Origin of the sequence: Chromobacterium sp. IRSSSOUMB001 (assembly GCF_023507765.1) — a bacterium.
In the GTDB taxonomy this organism is placed as follows: domain Bacteria; phylum Pseudomonadota; class Gammaproteobacteria; order Burkholderiales; family Chromobacteriaceae; genus Chromobacterium; species Chromobacterium haemolyticum.
In genome coordinates this window covers 181047-203712 of record NZ_JALCYU010000001.1, presented here as the reverse complement: position 1 = coordinate 203712, position 22666 = coordinate 181047, and the positions used below count along the sequence as shown (strand labels likewise).

General features: G+C 65.0%; 20 protein-coding genes. 4 read left to right on the top strand and 16 right to left on the bottom strand.

Features of this window, described 5'->3' with window-relative positions; all coding sequences use genetic code 11:
* Window position 1 precedes the first annotated feature (1 nt).
* Together MOV80_RS00875 and MOV80_RS00870 are read right to left on the bottom strand one after the other, a co-directional pair.
* Complete coding sequence (locus tag MOV80_RS00875) at window positions 2-880, bottom strand: alpha/beta hydrolase (RefSeq protein WP_039755056.1); 879 nt, start codon at window positions 878-880, stop codon at window positions 2-4.
* A gap of 31 nt (window positions 881-911) precedes the next feature.
* Window positions 912-1967: a sugar phosphate isomerase/epimerase family protein gene (locus tag MOV80_RS00870; RefSeq protein ID WP_019101622.1), complete on the bottom strand. Its 1056-nt coding sequence runs from the start codon at window positions 1965-1967 to the stop codon at window positions 912-914.
* Window positions 1968-2079: 112 nt separating this feature from the next.
* Here MOV80_RS00870 and MOV80_RS00865 point away from each other — a divergent pair, with 112 nt between their 5' ends.
* Entirely contained in the window at window positions 2080-2682 is a 603-nt protein-coding gene (locus MOV80_RS00865) for a TetR/AcrR family transcriptional regulator (protein ID WP_039755057.1), read from the top strand.
* 16 nt (window positions 2683-2698) lie between these two features.
* On the opposite strand, the gene MOV80_RS00860 is transcribed toward MOV80_RS00865, so the two are convergent.
* The 8 genes from MOV80_RS00860 to MOV80_RS00825 form a co-directional block, all read right to left on the bottom strand.
* Window positions 2699-3817 (bottom strand): 2OG-Fe(II) oxygenase family protein, encoded by a 1119-nt coding sequence (locus MOV80_RS00860; RefSeq protein ID WP_019101624.1) that lies wholly within the window; start codon window positions 3815-3817, stop codon window positions 2699-2701.
* 9 nt (window positions 3818-3826) lie between these two features.
* Complete coding sequence (locus MOV80_RS00855) at window positions 3827-5062, bottom strand: HEXXH motif-containing putative peptide modification protein (protein WP_019101625.1); 1236 nt, start codon at window positions 5060-5062, stop codon at window positions 3827-3829.
* Window positions 5059-6210, bottom strand: coding sequence for an HEXXH motif-containing putative peptide modification protein (locus tag MOV80_RS00850; RefSeq protein WP_249604763.1), 1152 nt, complete (start codon window positions 6208-6210; stop codon window positions 5059-5061). The genes MOV80_RS00855 and MOV80_RS00850 overlap by 4 nt, the downstream gene beginning before the upstream one ends.
* On the bottom strand, window positions 6194-7012 hold the full coding sequence (locus tag MOV80_RS00845; protein ID WP_249604762.1) for a hypothetical protein: 819 nt from the start codon (window positions 7010-7012) through the stop codon (window positions 6194-6196). Before MOV80_RS00845 ends, MOV80_RS00850 begins: the two co-directional genes overlap by 17 nt.
* A gap of 29 nt (window positions 7013-7041) precedes the next feature.
* Window positions 7042-7941 (bottom strand): hypothetical protein, encoded by a 900-nt coding sequence (locus tag MOV80_RS00840; protein ID WP_118266844.1) that lies wholly within the window; start codon window positions 7939-7941, stop codon window positions 7042-7044.
* Entirely contained in the window at window positions 7938-9449 is a 1512-nt protein-coding gene (locus MOV80_RS00835) for a radical SAM protein (RefSeq protein WP_043591683.1), read from the bottom strand. Before MOV80_RS00835 ends, MOV80_RS00840 begins: the two co-directional genes overlap by 4 nt.
* 27 nt (window positions 9450-9476) lie before the next feature.
* Entirely contained in the window at window positions 9477-10472 is a 996-nt protein-coding gene (locus tag MOV80_RS00830) for a radical SAM protein (protein ID WP_019102113.1), read from the bottom strand.
* Between the two features lie 90 nt (window positions 10473-10562).
* On the bottom strand, window positions 10563-11012 hold the full coding sequence (locus MOV80_RS00825; protein ID WP_019102112.1) for an Os1348 family NHLP clan protein: 450 nt from the start codon (window positions 11010-11012) through the stop codon (window positions 10563-10565).
* 635 nt (window positions 11013-11647) lie between these two features.
* On the opposite strand from MOV80_RS00825, the gene MOV80_RS00820 reads away from it, so the two are divergent.
* The gene (locus tag MOV80_RS00820) at window positions 11648-12793 is read left to right on the top strand and encodes a discoidin domain-containing protein (protein WP_162897015.1); all 1146 of its coding nucleotides are present in this window, start codon (window positions 11648-11650) and stop codon (window positions 12791-12793) included.
* 73 nt (window positions 12794-12866) lie between these two features.
* On the opposite strand, the gene MOV80_RS00815 is transcribed toward MOV80_RS00820, so the two are convergent.
* Both MOV80_RS00815 and MOV80_RS00810 read right to left on the bottom strand, forming a co-directional pair.
* The gene (locus MOV80_RS00815; RefSeq protein WP_043591685.1) at window positions 12867-14462 is read right to left on the bottom strand and encodes an FAD-dependent oxidoreductase; all 1596 of its coding nucleotides are present in this window, start codon (window positions 14460-14462) and stop codon (window positions 12867-12869) included.
* Window positions 14463-14493: 31 nt separating this feature from the next.
* Window positions 14494-16407, bottom strand: a complete 1914-nt coding sequence (locus tag MOV80_RS00810; RefSeq protein WP_043591688.1) for a thiamine pyrophosphate-binding protein — start codon at window positions 16405-16407, stop codon at window positions 14494-14496.
* Between the two features lie 495 nt (window positions 16408-16902).
* Here MOV80_RS00810 and folE point away from each other — a divergent pair, with 495 nt between their 5' ends.
* On the top strand, window positions 16903-17598 hold the full coding sequence (gene folE / locus MOV80_RS00805) for a GTP cyclohydrolase I (protein WP_249604761.1): 696 nt from the start codon (window positions 16903-16905) through the stop codon (window positions 17596-17598).
* Window positions 17599-17692: 94 nt separating this feature from the next.
* Window positions 17693-18118, top strand: coding sequence for a BLUF domain-containing protein (locus MOV80_RS00800; RefSeq protein WP_019102106.1), 426 nt, complete (start codon window positions 17693-17695; stop codon window positions 18116-18118).
* 174 nt (window positions 18119-18292) lie between these two features.
* Here the strand turns inward: MOV80_RS00800 and MOV80_RS00795 are convergent, their stop codons facing one another.
* The 4 genes from MOV80_RS00795 to MOV80_RS00780 all read right to left on the bottom strand — a co-directional run bounded on the left by MOV80_RS00795 (window position 18293) and on the right by MOV80_RS00780 (window position 22661).
* Window positions 18293-19510: an MFS transporter gene (locus MOV80_RS00795; protein ID WP_019102105.1), complete on the bottom strand. Its 1218-nt coding sequence runs from the start codon at window positions 19508-19510 to the stop codon at window positions 18293-18295.
* Between the two features lie 38 nt (window positions 19511-19548).
* Window positions 19549-20766, bottom strand: coding sequence for an ATP-grasp domain-containing protein (locus MOV80_RS00790; RefSeq protein WP_043591690.1), 1218 nt, complete (start codon window positions 20764-20766; stop codon window positions 19549-19551).
* A gap of 47 nt (window positions 20767-20813) precedes the next feature.
* The gene (locus tag MOV80_RS00785; protein WP_118266834.1) at window positions 20814-21785 is read right to left on the bottom strand and encodes a cupin-like domain-containing protein; all 972 of its coding nucleotides are present in this window, start codon (window positions 21783-21785) and stop codon (window positions 20814-20816) included.
* 132 nt (window positions 21786-21917) lie between these two features.
* Window positions 21918-22661 carry an alpha/beta fold hydrolase gene (locus MOV80_RS00780; RefSeq protein ID WP_118266832.1) on the bottom strand — a complete coding sequence of 248 codons (744 nt, stop codon included), beginning with the start codon at window positions 22659-22661 and terminating at the stop codon, window positions 21918-21920.
* Between the last annotated feature and the right edge of the window lie 5 nt (window positions 22662-22666).

Sequence of the window (22666 nt, the reverse complement as noted above, 5' to 3'; positions counted from 1 at the left end):
CTCAGTCCTCGCTTTCCAGGAAGGGCAGCAGCTCGGCGATGAACTCCGCGGCCGCCTCCTCCATGATGAAATGGCCGCAATCCGGGATCACCACGCCGCGCAAGTCGTCGGCGTGGCCGCGCATGGTATCCAGCGGCGCGTTGCCGGTGGCGTGCTCGGCGCCGATGGCGAGCACCGGCATGGTCAGCTTGCTTTGCGCGCGCCGCTGGTTCTGGCGCATGGTTTCCGGGATGGCCCGGTAATAGGCGAAGCCGCCGCGCAAGCCGCCCGGCGACGAGTAGGCGTCGATATACACCTCCGCCGCCACCCGGTCGCGCCGCCACGACCAACGCTGGAACATGAAGTCCAGATAGGCGCGCTCGCGCCCGGCGATCAGCGTTTCCGGCAAGTCGGCCAGCTGGTTGAACATGAAGTGCCACAGGAAGATGTTCTCCTCCGGCGGCGCGAAGATAGACGGCGCCGGCGCCAGGCCGGGGATCACCGCCTCGGTCAGCGCCAGCCGGCTGACCACGCTGGGGTGGTCGCTGGCCAGCGCGTAGGCCAGCCACATGCCCACGTCGTGGCCCACCACCTGATAGCGGGCGTGGCCGAGCCGCAGCATCACCTGATGCAAGGCGGCGGCGACGGCGCCGGTGTCGTAGCCGCTGTCCGGCCGGCTGGACAAGCCGGTGCCCGGCGGGTCGACAGCGATGGCCTGAAAACCGCGGGCGGCCAGCGCGCGCATCACGTGGCGCCAGGCGAACCAGGTTTGCGGCCAGCCTGGGATCAGCAGCACCGGGCGGCCCACGCCGGCGGTGACCACATGGACGCGCTGGCCGTCCAGCCGCACATAGTCATGAGTGAAATCGGGTTCGGTATCAATAAGAGGAAGTGCCGACATCTGTAGTCTCGCAGTGAAAAGTGGATGGAAGTCAGGCGATGCCCAGCATCGCGCGGATCTGCGCTTGATCGACCGCCGCGCCGGCGAAGTCGTCGAAGACGCGTTCGGTCACGTGGATGATGTGGCGGTTGATGAAGTCCACGCCCTCGCGCGCGCCGTCTTCCTGGTCCTTGAGGCAGCATTCCCACTCCAGCGCGGCCCAGCCTTCGTAGTCGTACTGCGCCAGCTTGGAGAAGATCGCCTTGAAGTCCACCTGGCCGTCGCCCAGCGAACGGAAACGACCCGCGCGCTCCATCCAGCCGCTGTAGCCGCCGTAAATGCCTTGCCGGCCGCTGGGGCGGAATTCGGCGTCCTTCACATGGAACATGCGGATGTGCTGGTGATAGATGTCCAGGAAGGCGAGGTAGTCCAGTTGCTGCAGCACCAGGTGGCTGGGGTCGAACAGCATCTTGCAGCGCGCGTGTTGGTCCACCAGCTCGTAGAAGCGTTCGAAGCTGGCGCCGTCGTGCAGGTCTTCGCTGGGGTGGATTTCGTAGCACAGGTTGACGCCGTGTTCGTCGCAGGCGTCGAGGATGGGCAGCCAGCGCCGCGCCAGTTCTTCGAAGGCGGTTTCGATCAGTCCTTCCGGCCGTTGCGGAAACGGGAACAGATACGGCCAGACGAAGGAGCCGGAAAACGTGCCCATCTCGCTCAGCCCCAGCCGCCGCGAGGCCTGGGCCGCCATCCGCAGGCGCTCCAACGCCCAAGCGGTGCGCTCCGCCGGCTTGCCGCGCAGGTTCGGCGGCGCGAAGTTGTCGCACATCGCGTCGTAAGCCGGGTGCACGGCGACCAGTTGTCCGAAGATATGCGTGGTCAGTTCGCTGATCTCCAAACCGTACGCGGCCAGCGTGCCCTGGATTTCATCGCAATAGTCCTGGCTGGCGGCGGCCAGCTCCACATTGATGAAGCGGCTGTCCCAGGCCGGAACCTGCAAGGCCTTGAAGCCGGTGCGCGCCGCCCAGCCGGCGATGCCGTCCAGGCTGTTGAAGGGGGCGTGGTCCGCGCCGAATTGAGCCAGATGCAGGCTGGGTCCCTTGAGTGTTTTCATGTGTCACCGTCAATTGTTTGTCGATCGACAAATAATAGACCCCGGCCAGGCTACACGTCAACGGCGGAGCGCGATAAAATTCCGTCCAACATGATTCGAGCGAGGCGAAAAGATGGCGGGCAGGCCCAGGGAGTTTGACCGGGACCAGGCGTTGCGACAGGCGATGCTGGCCTTTTGGCGGCGCGGCTACGAGGGCACGTCGATGTCGGATCTGGTGGCGGCGCTGGGCATCGCCTCGGCCCGGATCTACGCGGCCTTCGGCAGCAAGGAGGAATTGTTCCGCGAGGCAGTGGCGCTCTACGCCGCCGGGGACGGCGGCTTCGCCGATCAGGCCCTGAGCCAGGAGGACGACGTGGTGGCCGCCATCCAGCGGATGCTGGCCGACGCCGTGGCGCTCTACACCCGGGATGATCTGCCGCACGGCTGCATGGTGGTGTCGGCGGCCACCAATTGCTCGGAGCAGAACGACGGGGTGCTGGAATGGCTGCGCGCGCAGCGCCAGGCGCGCACGCAATCGGTGATAGACCGGCTGCGGCGCGGCGTCAGCGACGGCCAGCTGGGGCCGGATACGGATGTAGACGCCCTGGGCGATTTCTACGCCGCGCAATTGCACGGCATCTCGGTGCAGGCGCGCGACGGCGTGCCGCGCGAGCGCCTGCTGGCTTCTGTGTCCGTCGCCATGACCCCGCTCCGGATCGCCGCCGGCAAAGCTTGAGCGGACGCCGGCCGCCCTAGCCCTCCCGCGGCCACTCCGGGAACAGCGTTTCGGCCAGGTGCATCGCGCGCATCGGCAAACGGTGCGCCCAAGGGCGGACTTGGGCGGCGCAGCGCCGCCAGTGCTCGTGCGTGAACATGCGGCTGGGCGCGCTGGCCACCCACACCGCCAGCACCAGCGCGGCGCGCAGGGTGTCTGGATCGGTGCTCAAGCCTACATTGACCTGGGCTGCGGCGTGAATAGCCTCGCTGGCCGGCAGCGGCGCGCCGGGCGCGAAGCCCAGCCGCGCCATGGCCGCGCTCACCTCCGGCGCGCGAACGGGCTCCGGCGCGCAGGAACGGGCGGCGGCCAACAGCAAGCCGGCCGCTTGCGCCGCGCCGCCCATGCCCCACTCCGCCAACAGCGCTTGCGCCGCGCGCGGCGCCGGCCAGTTTGGCGTCGCCGACACCTCTCCATCCCGGTGCAAACCGCGCTCGCCGGGGTCCGACGCGGAGAGCGCGGCGTCCGGAAACAGGGGCGCCAGGGTTTGCCGCACGCTGCGCTCCACCGCCGGGGTATTGCCCTGGTGCCAGAAGTTGAAAATCAGCGCGTCGCGCGGCCGTCGTGTCAACAGCGACACCGAGTGGTAGGAGTGCGCGCTCATCTCAAAACCGAAGGCCATATTGGGATAGGGACGGATGCTCTGATAAACGGCCTCCGGCTCGTCGCCGGCGTGGATATTCAGCAAGCCGCCGTCTTCCGGGCTGTGGTCGCGGGTGAATTGCACCACCACGCGGTAGCCTTCGTAACCCAGACCGGGGTTGTCATTGTGCACGCCTATGCGTTGCCCCGGCACCATGCGGTGGCCCAGCACCTGGATGTCTTCCGCCGACAACGGCACCTCGAACAGGATTTGCATCTGATCGCGCAAATCCTCCAGGAAATCGTCCCGCACGAAGGCCGGCGCGTCCGGCCGCAACATATAGAGCCGGCGCAGATCCAGCCGATAGGTGACGAAGAAATCCCCCACCCGTTCCTCCCAAGGCAGCGGGCCGCTGAGCACCGCGCCCGCTTGTGCCGCCACCGTCTCGTCAAAGGTGTCGAAGCAGAGGAAGTGGCGGTACGGTTGCTCAAAGAACAAGACGTTTTCCAACATGGTTCGCCCCTATTCGCAATGAGCCGCGGCGTCGCGGCCGGCCAGCGCGCGGAACTGGTCCGCCCGCAGCGCCAGCGGTCGCCATAGCGCCTGCCCCAGCGCGGTCAACGCGCGCGCCCGGTCCAGCGAATCCTCCATCTGGGCGCGCCAGTCTTCCAATTCCGATACATTGCGCGCCAGCTCGCTATGCACCGCGACGCCGGCCATGATCAGCCGGTAATAGAAGATCAGCACGTTGACGAAGGCGTGGTGGGCCTTGAGGATGCCCAGCGTCGGCCTTTGCTCGCCGCGCGCCGGGGAATAAAAGGTTTCGTCCAGCGAGGAGTCGCTTAGCGGCCCCATCGCGGCGAGCTGGTGCAGATAATCGTGGCTGACTTCGTGAACCAGGGTTTCAGCGCAACGCAAGGGGTCCGGGTGAATGGTCATGTACAGCGCACCGTTGAGCATGGAATAGGTTTCGCTGTTGAACTTGCCCGGCTCCAGCCGCAGCGGGGACACCACGCGCAACAAGCGGGCGATCCAACGGTGATAAGCCGGGGAATGACGGGCGATCAGCGCCACAGCCCGGCCCAGGGAAGCCGCGCAACCGGGGCCGGGCGGAACGACGTCCGGATCCGGGCTCAGCAGACAGCGCGGCAGCGGCCTCAGCACGATCTCCGGCCCCGTTTCGCCCAAGGCGACGGCCGGCAGTTTGCGCGCCGGCCCCATCACGCTGCGCCAGCCCTCGCCCGCGCGCTCGAAAACGCAGCCGCGTTGCGTGTGCGCGGCCGTGTCCAGCAGGATTTCCAGCCGTTTCGCGTCGCCGCTGACGCGGTAGGCCACGGCGGCCGGCAACGCGTAAGCGGCGAAGCCCAGCGTCAGCGGCCGGGACAGCCGCAGGTGGAATTCGCGTCCGGGCCGGTGCGCGCTCCAATGCAATGCGCATTGCAGCGCACGTGACAACAGCAGGTCCGGCTGGCGGGCCTCCTCGTCGCGTAGCGCTTGCAGATTGCAAAACGGGTGCGCCGCCAGTTCGGTTAGCCGCGCGGCCTCGGCTGCGTCGGCTCCGTCCGCACTTGACATGGCGGCGGCCATCTCGGATAGAGCCGGCGCGACGCCGGGCGCGTGGCGCTGCAACAAGGGCCGCCAATGCTCAAGAAAGACGTTCAATTGCCGGCCGCGCAGTTGCCGCGTCCAGCCGGCGTGCCAGTCTTCGTCGAAGGCTTCGAAAGGGTTGGAATAGGCGCGTGCGATTTCAGGGGTCATCGCGCAATCTCCTCGCTCAAGTTCTCCTCCGGCGCCGTCAACGTCTGCAATCGTCGCTGCAGGGCGCACAGGAAGCGCCGCCCGGCCGGGCTCAGGCTGTGCGCCCGCTCCAGCTCGGCGGCCATCCGCGGCAGCCAGTCTTGCAAATCCGCCATGTGATGACGCCAATCGGCTTCCGCCAGCCGGCCATTGCGCCGCAAGGCGTCGAAAAACAACGCCACGTTGCCGAAGGCGTGATAGGCCAAAAGCACCATGACGGCCGGACGCCGGCAGCGCTTGACCGGGGAATACAGCCATTCTTCGACGCCGCGCTCGACCAGAGGAAACAGCCGGTCCGCCAAGTGAAAGTGCTGGTGGCTAGCTTCATGAACCAAGGTTTCCGCCATATCCAACGGCGAGGCGAACAGCGTCATCGACACCAGCCCCGGATAGTGCAGGCTGCTCCAGCTGGACACCTGACCTCCGCTTCGCCGCAGCGGCCGAACCAGGCGCGCCAGACGGCGCACCCAGGGGCCGTAGACCGGCGCGCCCTGATCGAGCAAGGCCAGCCCGGCGGCCAGCGCCTGCGCGGCCGCCGCGTCCGGCTCACCAGCGGGCTGTCGGCGGTCGTCCGGGGTGCGCGCCGGATAGGCGGCAAGCGTCGGGCTTCTATCCGCTCCGCCCCAGCACCGCGACTCAATACTCAAAGCCAGCCGCGCGCCGTCGGCGCCGGCGGCGCTCAGGTTCAGCCGCCGCCCGTCCGCGACGACGCGAAGCGCGCGGACGTCGACGATCCGGTCCGGCAGCACCAGGGTGCGCGGCGGGTTCCAATGCGCGCGCCATTCTCCCGCGACGCCGCTCTGATGCGCGTGCCAGGCGATCTCCAGCGCGCAGGCCAGCAGGAAACCGGCGCGCGGCTGGCGTCCCGCCTGAACCAGCGCGCCCAGCGACGGGTGCCACAACCGTTCGAAGTCCGGCTCCGCCTCGGCCATGTCCCGCAACACCCGCTCCGCGCCCGCCGGCAAGGCGATGCCCGGCGCGGCGCGCTCAAGGAAAACGCGCAGGCTTTGCCGCCAGGCCTGGGCCGCGCAGCTTTCCAACAGCGCCAGCCCGTCCGGATCGCCTGGGCAGGCGGCGCTGGCGACGAGGTCGTCAAATGGGGTGGACATCGTCGCTGCCCGCGGTGAAGTCGAAAGCTTCCAGGCCGCTCACGGCGCGGCCGCCGCGGCTGAGCCGGCCGGCCTGATAGCTCACCCGCTCGACATCGCCCAGCTCCGCGCGGAAGGCGGCGGAGCCGCCCAGCAGCAGCAAGCCGCCGTCCGCCATCGGCTGACCGTAGACCAGCCCCAAGCGCGGGTGACGCAGCACCAGGCTGCGCAGATGGCGCACCGCGGCCAGGCCGAAGCCGGGGTCGACGCGGCACAGCGCTTCCCAATGGCGCATCGCCTGGGCTCGGCTGGTCTCGCAGTCGGCACGGCAGGGAAAGTGGCTGAGCAGATGCCAGCCGAACACGTCCAGCATGGTGTTGGTCCAGTAGGGCAGCGCGCCGCCGTTGCCGGCAAAGACCGGCTCCAGGCGCGCGTGGTGATGCTCGCGATGCGCCAGATAGGCTTGCACGCAGCAGTCCGGGTAACCCAACAGCCTGCCGGCGATAATGTCGTTGTCGGTGAAGCGCGCCGCCAGTTCCGCCAATTCACCGTCGCGGGCGGCGAAGACGAAGGCGCGCGCGTCCGGCGCGGCAGCCTCGTCGCTGGCCACGGCGGACACCACGTAGTCGTCGGCATCCGCCACCGCCGGCCGCAGCGCCCGTTCCCAGCGGCGGGCGTGCAAGCCCAGCCGCCGCAGCGCGTCGATCACGCGCGCCGCGTCGCGGTAAGCGCAGGACACCCGCGCCAGGGGCTTGGCGCCGGCCAGGGTCAACGCCAGGTCCACCCGCGCCGCCTGAGTCAGTTGCGGCAAGATGGCGCGCAAGCCCTCCGGCGAAGCGGCCGCCGCCGTTCTTATTGAAAGGCCACCAAATGCCAGCGCTCCGTGGGCAGCCTCGCCACTTCGCGCCCGTCCCGCGCGTTGAGCACGCATAAGTCCTCCTGTTGCCATTCAATGCAATCGCCCTGGTCCAGCCGGGCCTCCGGCAGGCGATCGCTGGAGCGCAGCGGCCGCCATCCCTGGTAGAACACCGCGTCGCCCACGCCGCCGCCGTAGAGTTGCGCGCCGAAATTGCCGTAACGCCGCGCCTCCGGCGGCGCTTCCTCGTCGCGCAGCAGCAAGGGCAGCGGCAGCAGTCGCTCCAGTTGCGCGGCGAAGGCCGGAACGGTTTCGCGCAACGCGTCCAGCAGCGCCGCGGCGTAGGCTATGCTGGCGCGGCAGCCCAGATGGCAGGGAAAGTGGGAAATCAGGTAATACGGCGAACCGCGCCCCACTTCCATCTCGGTAAGGAAAACATTGAGCCGCCAGTCGCGCTGGCCTGGAGTGCGCGCCACGCGCAGCAGATCGGTCATCGGCGCGGCGCCGAAGTATTCGTTGGCGGCGATGCAGCAGGCCGGGTAGCCCAGCGCCCGCCCCAAGGCCACGTTGTCTTGCCTCCGCTGGGCGTCCAAACCTTGTTCCAAAGCGTCCGCGTCCAGCGCGTAATAAACGCGGACGTCGCTGCGGCTGAAGGCGGCGCGCTCCGCCGCGGTGGCGTGGCGATAGCCCCAGTCGTCCGGCGGCGGCACGTATTGACCGTGGCGCAGGCCGCAGGCGTCCAGCAGCGCGCACAGCCGCGCGGCGCTGTCGCGGCCGGCGGTGAAGCGCGCCAGCGGCTTGAGGCCGGCCAGCACCGCCAGCGCCTCCACCGCGATGCGCGCGCCTTCGCCGCCGGCCAGCAACTCGCCGGCGAGGAGGTCTCGGGCGGCGCTCATTGGGTGCTCATCCGGATGATGGTCAGCGCCTGGTCGACGCGCTGCGGCCGCTCTCGCATCAGCTTCACCACGAAGTCGAACAGGTGCCGGGTGCGCTGACAGCAGGAGCTGGTCAAGGGCTGCGGATCCAGCGAATGGGTTTCGCCCTTGCTGACGATGGGGGACACGCCGCAATAAGGCCGGTAGGCGCACACCTGGCAGGCGTCGTGTTCGCGCAGCGAGTAGGACACCAGCTGACGCGCCTTGTCGGAGGTGACCGCGGCGGCGTAGCTGTCGGTGTGCACGTTGCCGATGCGGAAATCGGCGTGGCCGCGGCCTTCGTCGCAGCCGTAGACATTGCCCAGATGATCGTAGGCCAGATTGCCCAAGACCATGCCGCTGGGGTTGCGGAAGTCCACGTATTTGACGTCGCGGTTGTTGAACAGCTTTTCCAGCGCCAGCGAGAAATAGCGTTCTTCCAGCAGAATGCCCTGGTCCCACAGCGAAAAGATGTAGTCCAGCGCGTCGCGCCAGGCGTCGAAGAACTCGTCCATCTCCATGCCCACGTTGTCCCACTTGCCTTTGGCGAAACCCATTTTCTGCACCGGGGAGAAGAAAATGGAGGACTGCCCTTCCGCCACCGCGAAGTCGACGTAGTCGCGCAGCTTGTGCAAATTGTTGCGCCCCACCACGATCAGCGAGGGCACGTCCAGGCCGCGTTCGCGCATGCGGGCGCGGTTGCGGCGGATGTCGTCCCAATGGCCGCGTCCGTCCCAGTCCACGCGCAGCGACGGATGCTCCGCGGCGTCGAACTCGATGGAGGTGGTGATGTTGATGCGGCTGGCCGCCAGGTAGTCCAGCACCTCGTCCGGCAGCTCCACGCCGTTGCTGACGATGGAGAAGGACAAGGCGCGCTTGTGCGCCAGGTTCTTGATCATGGCGTAGGCGTGCAGATAGCGCACCGCGCCGAAGTTGAGCGTGGCTTCGCCGCCCTGGAATTCGAAATGGATGCGCGAGGACGGCGATTGGTAGGCGAAGTCGACGATGGCGCGCGCGGTGGCTTCGTCCAGGTCGTAGCGGGCCGGGTCCGAGCTGTCCCGCACCACGGCCGCGTGGCAGTAGGCGCAGCGCAGATTGCAGCGCCGCGTCATGCCGATGATGTGCAGCGCGGTGCCGGGAAAGTAGTTGGCGGACCAGTCTTCATAGGCGCGCATCACGCTGTCGGCGTTGCGCGCGGTGAGGATCAGACCGCGCTCCTCCAGCAGATCGTGCAAGGCCCTGGGCAGGGCGATGCTGCGCAGCGCGCGGTATTCGTCCCGGCTCAGCAGCGCCCAGCTGCCCTGGTCGCTGGACAGGAAGACGCCGTCGCCCACGTCCCGGGCGCGGTAATTGGGCTTCCAGCGGTCGCGCAGCCGGAAGTCGGCGAAAATCTCCTCCATGCCGGCCCGGTCCGGCTGGGCGGGCGCGGCCGCGGCGGCGCGCGGCGCCGGCCCTTCAATCGGGCGAATCGGGGTGACTACGTGGTTCATGACGGGCCTCGCAAACGAGTGGCGGATTCAGGCGATCAGATAAAGTTGCGGATGCTGGCGCGAGAAGCTGGCGATGAGGCCCAGCGAGGACAGGTCCTGATGATCGAACAGCACGCGCAGAAAGGGCTTGTCGCGCCGCGGCTGATAACGCTCCAGCGCGGCGACGCGCACCTCGTCTATCAGCTCCGCCGGGATTTCGGCCAGCGGCCGCACCCAATCCTGGCCGTGGCGGATCAGCGCGCCGCGCTCGGCGCCCGGACAGGCGTCGGCCAGCCGGCAGCCGCGGCAGGCGCGGGTTTTCTCGTACCAGGGATGGGTGTCCACCGCCGGATCTGAATCCCGGATCAGCAGGTCGAGAAAATCCGGTATCAGGCAAGGCGCCAGTTTCTCCAGCGTCACCGGCACGCCCAGCGCGCGGAACAGCGGCACGATGGCGCGCAGCCTTTCGCGCACCAGCGCCGGGTCGGCGATGGAGTCGATGAATTTGCCGGTGCGCACGGTGCCGCTGAACTTGAGCCGCGACGAACCGGCCTCCACCGCGGTCACGCCGGTGGCCAGCAGGTGTTCGACGTTTTCCGCCAGGATCACGATATTGGTCTGGATGTCGAAACCCAGCTCGCTGAGGTGGCGGATGCCCTGCAGGGTTTGCCGGAACGCGCCTTCGCGCACGCCGTTGAGCTTGTCGTGCAGGTCGGCGTTGTGGCCCATCAGGCTGGTGCGCACTTCCAGCCGGCCGTCGGCCATGGCCGCCAGCCGCTCCGCCGACGGGCGGTGGGAGAACAGCCGTACATTGGAAGCCAGGCTGACGCGGCGACCGGTTTTCAAGGCTTCGCGCAGCACCTCCCAGAACACCGGGTCTATGGTGGGCTCGCCGCCGAAGATGTCCACTTCCTCGTCCGGCGCCGCCTGGTCAAGCTCGGCCGCAATCTCCTCCAGCGGCCGAAAAGCGCGCTGGGCGATCTCGTCGTCCACGATGCAGAAGAAACATTTGTTGTTGCAGGAAGCCGTCAGCCGGATGATCATCGCCGTCGCCCCACCAAGAAGCCCGCAAGCGGGCCGCCAGAAAATCCGTCCCGGCGCGGCAGCCGCGCCGGGGTCCGCTCCGCCGCGCGGCTATTTGACGCCGCGCTTCAAAGCCGCCTTGATCTGGGGGTTGTTTTCGATTTCCTTAAGCACCAGCGGGTCCTTGAGCGCGTCGCGCACCGCCGCCGGATTCAGCGTGGTGGACACCGCCGGATTGGTGACCAGATCGCCCGGGGAAAATACGCTGGCCGCCTTGTCGTGGATATGGCCGTCGTTGTCGTGGATATTGCTGCGGTCGCTCCAGTCGCGGCTATGCCCGGCCGCCACCACCGAGCCGGCCAGCAAATCGCCTGACACCCGGGTCAGGTGATCGAACTGGGCGCGCAGACGCGCGACGTCGATCTTTTTCAATTCGGCGACCGTCGCGCTGTTAGCGCCGGCGTCCTTCGCCGCGGCGATGGGGTCCGACAAGAACTTGGCGCGGAAATCGTTATCGCTCACCGCGCGCATCAGCAGTTTGTTCACTTCCGGTTGGGCCATGATGTCCTCCTGGCTTAAGCACTGTGACCGAGGCGTGCTTGGCTGCGCCGTCGTCTGGGTGGAGCGGATACCGGCGGCGCGTTTTGCGACTGGAGGCAATATGCGGTTCGCGCTCCCGATCGGCTTCACGCCGGCAAGGGGCCTTCGCCGCTGAGCCGCTAAGCGGCCGCCGCGCCCCCGGGGAATCTCCGCACCCACCCAAATGCCTCGCCCATCCGCCTCGTCATCCAGCCTGCCTGCGTATCACTGGAATGAAAAAGCGCCGACGGTTTTCGTCAGCGCTTTAACTATATTCATGCGTTTTTAATATATCTGTACGTTAAATTACCTAAAAAAGACTTTGATTGATGGAGCTTCCATCCCACCCCGCCCCCGCCTCAAACGCATTCTTTACCGACTTGATGCCGTCAAGCAACCACGCCGCATTGCCACATATTTTCATTGCTCATAGACTCGGGCCTCCGCATCCGTATGGCGGTCGGCGCAGCGCGACATGATCCTGGTTGAAATGGCGCTTAATTAATACATTAAAAATCATGCCGATGAAGTAGGGTCACGCCTTAGCAAAACGGATGGGACCATCACGCCAAATTGGGGAAACAACGCATCCACCACTCAAGACTAGGGAGTTCAATATGTTTCGCCCCCTCCTCTGCAGGCAAAGCACATTCAAGCGATTGCCTATCCTGTTACTGTTCGGCCTTGCTGCTACCGCCGCCCAAGCCGCGCCTATCCGCGTCATGACGCTGGGCGACTCGATTACCGCCGGCTTTCCTCTCGACAACTACCGTCTGGCGCTGGGGACACAAACCCGAGAGCTAGGCTGCGACGTGTCCTTGGTCGGCGCCGGCAGCACCTTGCAACCCGATGCGCTGCTGCCCTTTCCCTCCCGCCATGCCGCTGCCTGGGGCTTCCAGGCCATGCAGATCGACCAGTTTTACATCAATCACTGGATGTCGGATGCCAAACCGGACGTGGTACTGATGCACTTGGGCACCAACGATAGCTGGGCGGGCGGCAGGCCGGCGAAAGACACGCTGGCGAGTTTGGGCAATCTCATCGATAAGATCCGGGGCCAGAACCCGGCGGTCAAAATTTTTATGGCGCAGTTGATCGGCACCACGCTGTACTTCGATCCTGTCATCAAGCAGCTCAATACACTAATCCCGGGTTTGGCGGCGCAAAAAAGCACGCCGCTGTCACCGGTGATCGTGGTGAATCAATCGGAGGGCTTTAACCCGGAGGTGGATACGGATGACGGAGTGCACCCTACCGTGGCCGGCAAGGTCAAGATCGCCGGCAAATGGTTGGCCGCCATGCAGGCGCAAGGCATGTGTCCGGCAGGCCCCAAACTCGTCAATGCGACGCTGAACAAGCCGGTTGCCGCCTCCGCCAGCCCATGGGGCGGCGGCGCTCCAGAATTAGCGGTGGATGGAAATGTGCAGACCGGCGGCTGGAGCCGCGCAGTGACCAATAACACCCCGCAAACCCTGAACGTGGATTTGCAGGGAACGTATCGCTTGAGCTATTTCGAGCTGGGACATTACTCTGTCTTTCCCGACATCAAGAATCCTTACAATACCCAGGCTTATCGAATCCAAACCAGCATGGACAATATTGTCTGGTCCACGGTCGTCACGGCCTCCAATAACGCCGCCGGCCAAACCACGCACACCATCCCGCCCACGCATGCCCGCTATTTGCGCCTGATTGCGGATCCCCCGTTCTATGGCAATCTGCTGACCATCCGCGAATTCAGAGCGATGGGCGCTCCGCAATAGCGATCCGCAAACGCCATTCCACCGACCGACCACACTCGCGAGCGGTCGGTGGAATCCTCTCCTCGCTACCCACTCACACCAGCTTGGCCAACATCATGTCCGCGGTCTGCAAAGCGCCCTCCACCCAACCTTGGGCGTCGGAATAGGCCTCGCCGCACACATACAGCGGCTGGCCGTCCAGCGGCTGGATGATCTGCCGTTTCACTTCCCAGCTTTTCACCCCGATGTTCCAGCTGTTCCAGCCGCCGCCGAACGGATCGTCGCCCCAGTCGCGGAAGGCGGCGTTGCGCACTTTGGGCGTGTAGGACAGGCTGTGCATCACCGTCAGTTGGCGGGTGACTTCTTCGGTCATCATGCGCGGAGCCTTGTAGCGGTGCCAGCTCAGTTCATTGGCGCGCACATGGTCGTCCGCGCCGATGAAGGGATCGGCCAGCTCCGCCACCTCCAGGCCCTTCTTCCAGGCGCTGTGACGGCGGCCGCGCAAGCCGTCCCAAAAGCCGGTGTTGTCGCCGTCGTCGTAGCTGGCCAGCAACATGGCGTGGCCGTGCAAAGCGGGCTGGCCGTTGCTGCGCGGCCAGTAATAGGTCTGGCGCACCGGCAAATCGGTGACGGAACGGCCGGACTTGACCGGCACGTATTCGCCGTCGGCCTTGCTGTAGCCGGTATTGAGCCACCAGGGGCTGTTGTAGGTGGTGAACAGCTTGAACAGCGGCCGCGGGGTGACGCTGGCGGTCAATTGCTGGAAGCGCGCGGACTCCTGCAGCCAGGGGCTGGTGGCGGACAGCAGTTCCAACGCGCGGCGCGGCATCGCCAGGATCAGGGTCTTGGCGGACACGGTACCGCCCGGCGTCTGAAACTGAAAGCCCTGCTCGCTGCGCGTCACGCCGCTGACCGGCGCTTCCAGGCGCACCTCGCCGCCGGCTTGTTCAAACAGCTGGGCCAACACCAGCGGCACTTGCTGAAAGCCGTTGCAAAACCCCATGTATTGCGCCGATACGCCGAAGTCGGACAGAAACCACGGGATGGCGTCGGCGGCGTTCCAGTTGCACAGCGTGGTGTCGTAACCGCCGGTGTCTTCGGCGTATTGATAGGCTTCGCCGGTGATCACGCGGAACAACACGTTCCAAAAACCCTGCTGGTACAGCGGCACGCCGCCGAAGCTGGCGCTCTGCGCCATCAGACGACGCTCTTCCTCGGTCAGCGATTTATTGGTGATGCCGGGCACGATTTGCTCGATGGCGTCGATGATGACGCTGCCGCCGGTTTGGCCTCGATCCAGAAAGTTGAGCCGGTACGGCACTTTGTCCGGCTCGGTGGTGAAGTCTTGCAAACGCAGGTAAACCCCGCGCAGATAGGCGATGTTTTGCGGCTCGTCCACCGGGAAGCGGTAGAGCTCGATCTGTTCCGGCGCCGGCAGCAGCGCATTCAATTCCTGGATCAAGTCGTAAATCAGCGGCTGCACCTCCGGCAGGATGCGCATGCCGCCCAGTTCCGCCACCATGTCGGGAATGTCCGGCGGCCGCACCGACAGCAAGCGGCCGCCGATGTGATCGCTGGCCTCGAACACCGCGATCTTGCTCTGGGGATAATGCTGTTGCAGCCGCCAGGCGCTGTACACGCCGGACACGCCGCCGCCGACAATGGCGATGTCTATGTTTTCGCTAGCCATTTTTGCTCGTCCTCGCTGAGTGAAGCCGGGATCAGAAAATCACCGGCACATTGGCCGGCTGGCCGTTGTCCGTGTTGCGCTGGGCGTCCCCGTCCTGAACGTGGAAGCAGTCCAGCCGCGGCTGGTTGCGGTAGCGGGCGTTGGCCTGCTGCGGCGTGGGCGGCGGCTGGTCCAGGCCCACGGTCTGCATATCCAGCACATAGGCGCGGCCGGCCAGCGCGTGGTCCAGCCCGCGCCGCACCGCGGCGCGCACCGCCTCCGGATGCGCCACCACCTCGCCCTCCATGCCGCCAAAGGCCTTGGCCAGGGCGACGAAGTCCGGCTTGGGCCGGTGAATGCGCAGGTATTCCGGATCCTGGGTGCGCGCATGCCAACCGTAGCCGGCCGCGTCGCCGTACATCGCCTCCACTTGTTGCAGCCCCATTTGCAGGGTGTGGTATTCGTGGTTGTTGGTGATGATGTAGAGCACGCCCAGTTGGCGGTGCTGAGCGGTCCACCAGGTTTGCGGGTAAAACAGCGAGGAGCCGTCGCCGGTGGCCGCCACCACGAAACGGGTGTCGATGCCTTGGCACCCTTGCGCCTCCAGCTTGATGCCCAGGGTGGCGGGCATGGACCAGCCCAAGGAGCCGCCACCCACGCAGTAGTAACTGATCGGCGCGGCGGCCTCTTCGGTGAACGGCAACAGGTATTGGAACGGCGCCGGGTCCGACACCGCTTCGTGCACGTAGACGAATTGCTTTTCCAGCCCGCGTTCGCTGATTTCCAGGCGCAAGGCGTCGGCGATCACCACCGCCCAGATTTCTTGCTGACGCATCGCCTCGCACAGATACGCATCCCATTGCACACGCCGCGCTTCGGCCTTTTGCCGCAAAAGCTCATTGCGTTGCCGCGCGGCGGCCGACGGCTGATCGCCGATCTCTCGGTTCAGCAGCGGCAAAGTGGCCTTGATGTCGCCGAACAACGCGCACTCGCCGTAGTAGTTCTTGCCGATGTCCCAGCTGTTGTTGCTCAGGTAAACCTGGCGCACCGAGGGCGGAATCAAGGGGCCGTCGCTGTACTTGAACACGGTGACCTGGGCTTGGTTGCTGAAACCGCACAAGAAGGCGACGTCATGGCCGGCGAAAACCTTCTGCAGATCTTTTTGCCCGCCGGGTAGTTCGCCTTGCCAGTGGTAATCTCCATTGGGGAAATTGGCCAGGCTGCTAAAGGTTTGCAGCGACACCGGCGCGCCGATCAACTCCGCCAGCGCCTGCAGTTCCGGCCAGGCCTCCGCGTAACCTGCGGCGTCGCCCACCACGATCAGCGGGTTGACCGCCTCGCGCAGCATGGCGGCCGCTTGGCGGATGGCGTCGGCGTCCGCGGTGAAGTGCGGGGAGATGCGGGTAATGCCGGGCAGGCGGTCGCCGTCGCCGATGCGCCTCATGGTGAACTCCCAGGGAATCGCCACGAACACCGGCCCGTTGGGCGGCGCCATCGCCTCCTTGAAGGCGCGCTGCAACACCATGGGCAGCTCCTGCTCGGTGCGCACCTCATGCGCCCACTTGGTATATTGCCGCGCCAGGTCCACCAGGTTGGAGGCCAACAAAGGTTCTTGGGTGACCAGCTCGTTCTGCTGCTGGCAACACAGAATCACCAGCGGCGCCTGCGAACGCCAGGCGTTGAACAGATTGCCGATGCCGTGGGCGATGCCCGGGGTAACATGCACCACCACTACGCCGGGCTTGCCGGTCATCCGCGCCGACCCCATCGCCGCGCCCATGGCGATGTTCTCGTGCAGGCACTCGATGTACTCCACCTGGTTTTCCGGGTAGGACGTACCGTCGATGATGGGGATTTCATTGGTGCCCGGCACGCCGAAAATGCGATGGATGCCCAACTCGCTCAATGCGTCGAACACATAGTCCCGGGCCCAGCGTTGCCCGCCGCTTTGTTGTTGACTATTCATACCGTCCCACCCCTCTTCATAAGTTGTCGTCGTTATGTGAGTGGTAATCCAGGCGGGAGGAAATGCAATCCGGATAATTTCTGTGTCGAAAACACCAATGCGGATTGGCGCTGAGACGAACAGCGCGCCCGCTTCCGACAAATAAGGCTTGCGCCGCCGCGACAAGGTCTCGCCGCCCATGCTCATCCCCGTCCAAAAGGACAGCAAGATCCTGTACGGCCAGCCGCCGGCATTGACTTTGCATACCAGCCAAATTAAGGACTTTCCGCGTCAAGCCCTGATGGGCTAAGGGTTTCTACTAGGCGCATCGGCTGCGGATGCGCTCCAGCGCTTGTGCTAACATGGAGCGTTCCTGTCGCATCGGTCAGGCTCCAACCACGCCGCCCTCCGGGGAGGCGCCCACCGCCTGCCCCGTCCCGAATCATGCGCAATGGATAGAGCCGCCGGCCATGGCGGCGCCAAAATGATAAATAAGCATCCGAGACTGCCAACACAATGAACAAGACCAATACCGTTGACCATCTGCCGGTCTCACAGCGCATCCACAGCCGCCTGCGGCAAGCCGGCGTCCGTTTTCACGCCAACGACAATATCGCCGCTCATATCGAAGATGGCGAGCTGGACCAGTTGCAAGCCGAGGTTCAGGAAAAACTGAAAGCGGTGCTGGAAAGCCTGGTCATCGACACCGAACACGACCACAACACCCAGGACACCGCCAAGCGCGTGGCCAAGATGTTCATCAGGGAAGTCTTCCGCGGCCGCTATGTGGCGATGCCCGCCAGCACCGAGTTTCCCAATGTGGAAAAACTCAACGAATTGATGATCGTGGGCCCCATCACGGTGCGCAGCGCCTGCTCCCACCACCTGTGCCCCATCATCGGCCGCGTTTGGGTGGGCGTGATGCCCAATGAACATTCCAATCTGATCGGCCTGTCCAAATACGCGCGGCTGATAGATTGGGTGATGACCCGTCCGCAAATCCAGGAAGAAGCGGTGTCGCAGATTGCCGACCTGCTGATGAAAAAACTGCAGCCGGACGGCCTGGCCATCGTGATGGAAGCGGACCACTTCTGCATGCACTGGCGTGGCGTGAAAGACAGCAACAGCAAGATGACCAACAGCGTGATGCGCGGCTCCTTCCTCAGCGACGCCAATCTGCGCCGCGAATTCCTGTCCTTGATGCATAAATAAGGCTGTCGCCGGCGGCAAGACGGCGCACAGCGACTAAGATGAAAACGAGGCCGCGCCGGTCTGGCGCGGCTTCTTCGCATTCAAGGGAAACATCATGCTGGTACGCCTGACCTACTGCAGCCGCGCGCACAAATCCGTAGACAGCGATCTGGTGGACGACATCATGATCGCCGCGCGCAAATACAATCCCGCCCAGGGCATCACCGGGGTGCTGTGCTACAGCAAGGACGTGTTTGTTCAATCGCTGGAAGGCGGCCGCGCCGAGGTCAACCTGCTGTACCAGAAACTGAGCCACGACCCGCGCCATCAATGTCTGACACTGCTGGATTATCAGGAAGTGGAACAGCGCCGCTTCGCCAACTGGAGCATGGCGGAGGTGATGATGGAAAAACTCAACACCTCTCTGCTGCTACGCTACTCGGCCCAGGCTCGGCTGGACCCGTTCAACCTGCCCGGCGCCAGCACCGCCCTGCTGCTGGAGGCGCTGGCGGAGGCCGGCAGCACCCAGATCCGCCACTGAGAACCTATTCAAAGTCTGCTGCGCTTCGTGAAAAGTCGCCCGGTGAGTACGACTTCAGAATGCTCATGTACCACATGTACATTCCGCTTCTTCAGCCGTTTTCGCCTTGTCTCGCTCTAGCTCGCAAGACTTTGAGCAGCTTCTAAGCAGCGGTTTACGCTCTGCTCCGCTTCGCTAAACCGCGCCCGCCGCCTGCGCGCGCAAGCCGGCGCTCGACTCCTGCAACACATAGGCGACGACGATGCACAGCAGCGACAAGCCGGCGAGCGCCAGCCAGAATTGTCCGGCATGGCCGTAGTCCGCCATCCAGCGGTAAACCGCGACGCCCATGCCCCCGCCCAGCGACTCCCCAAGCGCGGTGCTGATGGACAGCACGCTGTAAGCAACCGCCCGGCTTTCCTGGCCGATCAAGGACAGCAGCAGCACGTCCATGCTGGGCGCGAACATCATCTCGGCGAAGGTGAACACCAGCACGAAAGCCAGCGCGCCGATATAGCCCGGGAGAATGAAGGGCATGATGAAGGCCAGCCCGAAGGTGGCGTAGGAGGAACGGACAATGCCCAGCGACTTGCCACCGCTCCAGCGGTGGGCCAGATGGGTGACCAAGAGCTGCAACGCGATCACCAGCAAGGCGTTCATGGTGTACAGCCAGCCAAGCTTGCCCGGCTGGGCCAGCGTTTCCGAGACATAGAGCGCGAGCACGTTGAACAGCTGGCCGTACAGCAACCAGCAAAAGAAATTGATCAGCAGAAAGGGAGGAATGCCGGGCACGTAGAGCAACTTCCAATAGGCTAGAAACGACGGCGCGCCCCCACCGGGGCGCTTCATGCCCAGCTTGCCGAAGTTCAGGAAGGTCACCACGCCGGCCACGCAATAGGAGACGGCGATACCGATCAGCACTAGCTGGTACTGCCCCTTGGCCGCCAAGTACAGGGCCAGCGGCGCCGCCGCCGCCGCGGCGATATTGATGCCGATATAGGTGATGGAGAACAGCTTGGCGCGGTTCTCCATCATATCGCTGGTCGCCGCGGCCAACTGCTTGCTCGCCAGCGCGTTGATGGAAATACCGGTGCCGGACAAGGCCAGCGCACAGGCGGTCAAATACACGTCCTTGGCCGAATACAGCAGCATGAAACCGGCCGCGGCCATGACGCAGCCTATCAAGACGGACTTCGTCGCGGCCATCCGGTCCAGCCACGGCGCCAGCGGTATCTTCGCCGCCTTGGTCGTCAAGGTGAACAGAATGACCAGCATGGCGATCTGTTCCGCGCGGAACCCGGCCTTGTTGAGCGTGACCACCAGGGTGGAAACCAGGCCGTAGTAGCCGAGATAAGTCATGATGTAGTGCGCGGTGATGTACAACACGCTGCGCCGGACCGGATGCGAGTTCATGCTTGCCTGTCTTTATTCGAGTTGATCCAAGAAACGGTTCAAAGTCCGCCCTGCTCCGCGCTCAGCGGCTCCCATTCCACCCGCACCGCGTCGCGCGCGGCCTCCGCGTTGGCGACGGCTTGCTCTATCGTGTCGCCCACGCACAGCACATAGCCCTGGCGGGAATTGGACGATTTAAGCGTCTCGCAGCGTAGGCCCGCGTGCAGCTGGCACTCCACCCGGACTACGCCCTGGGCGCTTTTCGCCTGCTCAATGCCGCTCACGCTCAGAATGCGGGCGTTCTCGTAGGAGAAGAAGCGGATGGCGGCGGCCTTGGCCGCGGGCTTGCGCTCTGGCCGCGGCAGATCGGTAAGCGCCGCCATGGTCTCGCCGGTAAGATTGACGCCGCTGACCATCTCGCACATTTCCCAGATTTGATCGCCGCCTATCCGGGTTTGCGACTCTATGATTCTGGGCCCGGACGGCGTCAGGCGGATCTCGGTGTGCGCGGGCCCGGTTTTCTGACCGATGACGTCCAGGAAACGGCTGACCAGCGCCTTGACCGCCGCCTGCTGCGCCTCGTCCAGCCGCGCCGGCACCTGGTGGCCCAGCTCGATGAAGCGCGGCAGCGCCGTGACCTCCTTCTCGGTAATCATCGCGATCTGATGCAGGCCGTTGATGGACAGCGACTCCACGCTGTACTCCGGGCCGTGCAAAAACTCCTCGGCCAGGACCGGCCCGTCCATCACCGCGCGGGAGCCGTTCCAGCGCTCCTCCAGATGCGCGTCCTCATCCACGAAGAACACGCCCTCGCTCAGGCCGCCGGCAAACGGCTTCAGCACCATCGCCTCGCCGTTGAGCGAGCGGAAAAAACTTCTCGCGTCGTCCAGGCTTTGACATACCTGGTATCGCACCGGGCTCAGGCCGTGGCGGCCCAGCAGCTCGCGCATCTTGATCTTGTCGCGCGTGTTCAGCACCGCTTCCAGATTGTCGCCGGCGACGCCGAGCTCGATCGCGCATTGCGACGCCGGATGCAGGCCGTATTCGGTGAAGGACACCACCGCGTCGAACGGATCCTTGGCGTGCCAGGCGCGCGCCAGCAGCAGCACCTCCTCCATGTCTTCGTAATCCATCACCGCGTAGCGGGCGGCCGCGCTGTACTGCCGCTCATTGACCCGCTCCGGGATCTGCATCATCGAATAGCGGGCGCCCAGCTGCTCCAGCCTATCCAGCGTGTGGTTCAATCCCCCTACAACCAATACATGCGCTTGCTTCATTTATTCTCTCCTGATGAGGTGTCCCAAGCTGCGGGGCGAAAGCCGGATCATGGACGCAGTTTCGACAAATCGATGCCCATGCGCTTGGCCCAGACCCGGTTGCGCATCATCACCACGTTGAACAGTTCGGGATGAGTGAGCTTGACCTCTTCCGGATTGAGGGCGAGCGCCAACAGTTCCGCCATCCGTTGCCGGATATGGGTTTGCAGATTGGCCTGGTCCAGGCACTTCCGACCCAGGCCGATGGAATTGCTCAGTAATTTGATGCGGTGGAACCACAGCGCCGGCAGATAGAGCACGTCGCCGGGCGTCAGCGTGCATTGCATCAACTGGGCGGCGGGATCGTCGGCCAGCGCTTGCAGATCGGCGTCCCCCGTCTCCGTTTCCGGCAACATCGCCTGCGGCCCCATGACGGTCCAGTGCTTTTCCCCCACCAGCTGCACATGCATGACGTCTATGGTGTAGGAGTCTTGATGCAGCCGGGTGACGCCGCCGCGCTGGCCCAGCCAGAGCTGGTGATTGGTGGAGATCACTTCGCCGTACAGGTCGCGGCGGAAATCGTACTGGGCGATGTCCAGTTCCGGCATGTCCTCGGCCAGTTCGGGGCAGGAGGCCTGGTAATACCATTCCTGCAGATAGATGGGCGTCGCCCCCGGCCCCTCGTTGTTCATCAGCATGTCGACGAATTCGGAGAAGCTGGCCTGGACGGAACGCTGGCTGCTATAGCTGTTGACCACCACCGGCGTTGCGCCGCAGCGCCGGGCCAGATGTTCGAAACTCCAATGGCGCACCGCCGGCCAGTCAGCGGCGTAGCCTTCCAGGATCACCGGCCGCTGCCGATGACGGTATTCGCGGTCGAAAGTCTCCTTGCTCAAACCCCTGCGGCGCTCAATGTCCGGCGCCCGGCGCAGGGCCTCGGCGACGGAGCCGTCGGAGAACGCGTTTTCAACGACCTGCAAGCTGGCGACATCGCGCCGCTTCAAGATATTCGCTTCGATCAGAACGGGAGCGTTTTGCATGGATTCCTCCAATAGACTTAGAGCCGCTAACAAAACCTCGCAGAGAGCCTGAGCCAAGGCGCGCCGACGCGGGCAGTACAAGTCGTACGACAAGGAGGCGCAACGCGGGATCAGGGGTTTTGTTAGTGGGTCTTATTGGCGAGCGTGCGCCCGCAGAATGGTGTCCCTTATCGTCGTCAGCACTTGCGGCCGCAAAGCGTCCTGATGCGGCAGCCAGCGATGGATGAAATGTTCGCAGTCGTCCAGCCAGACAATATGCTTGCTGTGGGCGTTCTTGGCCGCGGCCAGATAGCCGTCCAGCGTCTCGGCGGGCACCACCGCGTCCTTGTCGGCGCCTATGATCAGCAAATCGCCGCTGAATTCACTTATGCCCGCATAGGCTGGGGAGTCAGGATAGGGACCGGGCCGGGCCAGGCCGCCGTCGAACCGGGATTCGGCGGCGTCGGCCGGATAGCTTGCCGGGCAGAACAGCACCAGGCAGGCGGGCTTCAGCACCGGCGCGACCCAGGCGGCGAGATGGCCGCCCATGCTGGTGCCGATCAGGGTCAGCGGCTCGCGCTTGTCCAGATGTTCGGCGGCGGCCAGCGTTTCCTCGTAACGACGCCGCAGGCAGGCCTCTTCCATCGCCCCGCTGCTGTCGCCGTTGCCGGAGAATTCGAAGCACACCGAAGCCAGGCCGTGCCCGGCCAGGTGGTCCAGCACATAGCGTATGGTGTGCCGGTTCGCGGTCTTGCCCAGCCCGTGCAGGGTGAGGATGCTGCTTGCCGCGCCGGCGTCCGGCTGCACGCGGGTGGCGGCCAGCCAGTGCTCGCCGGCGCTAAAGACGAAGTCTTCCGTTTTCATCGGCGGGCTCGCGGAAATGTCGGGGGCGTCCATATTCT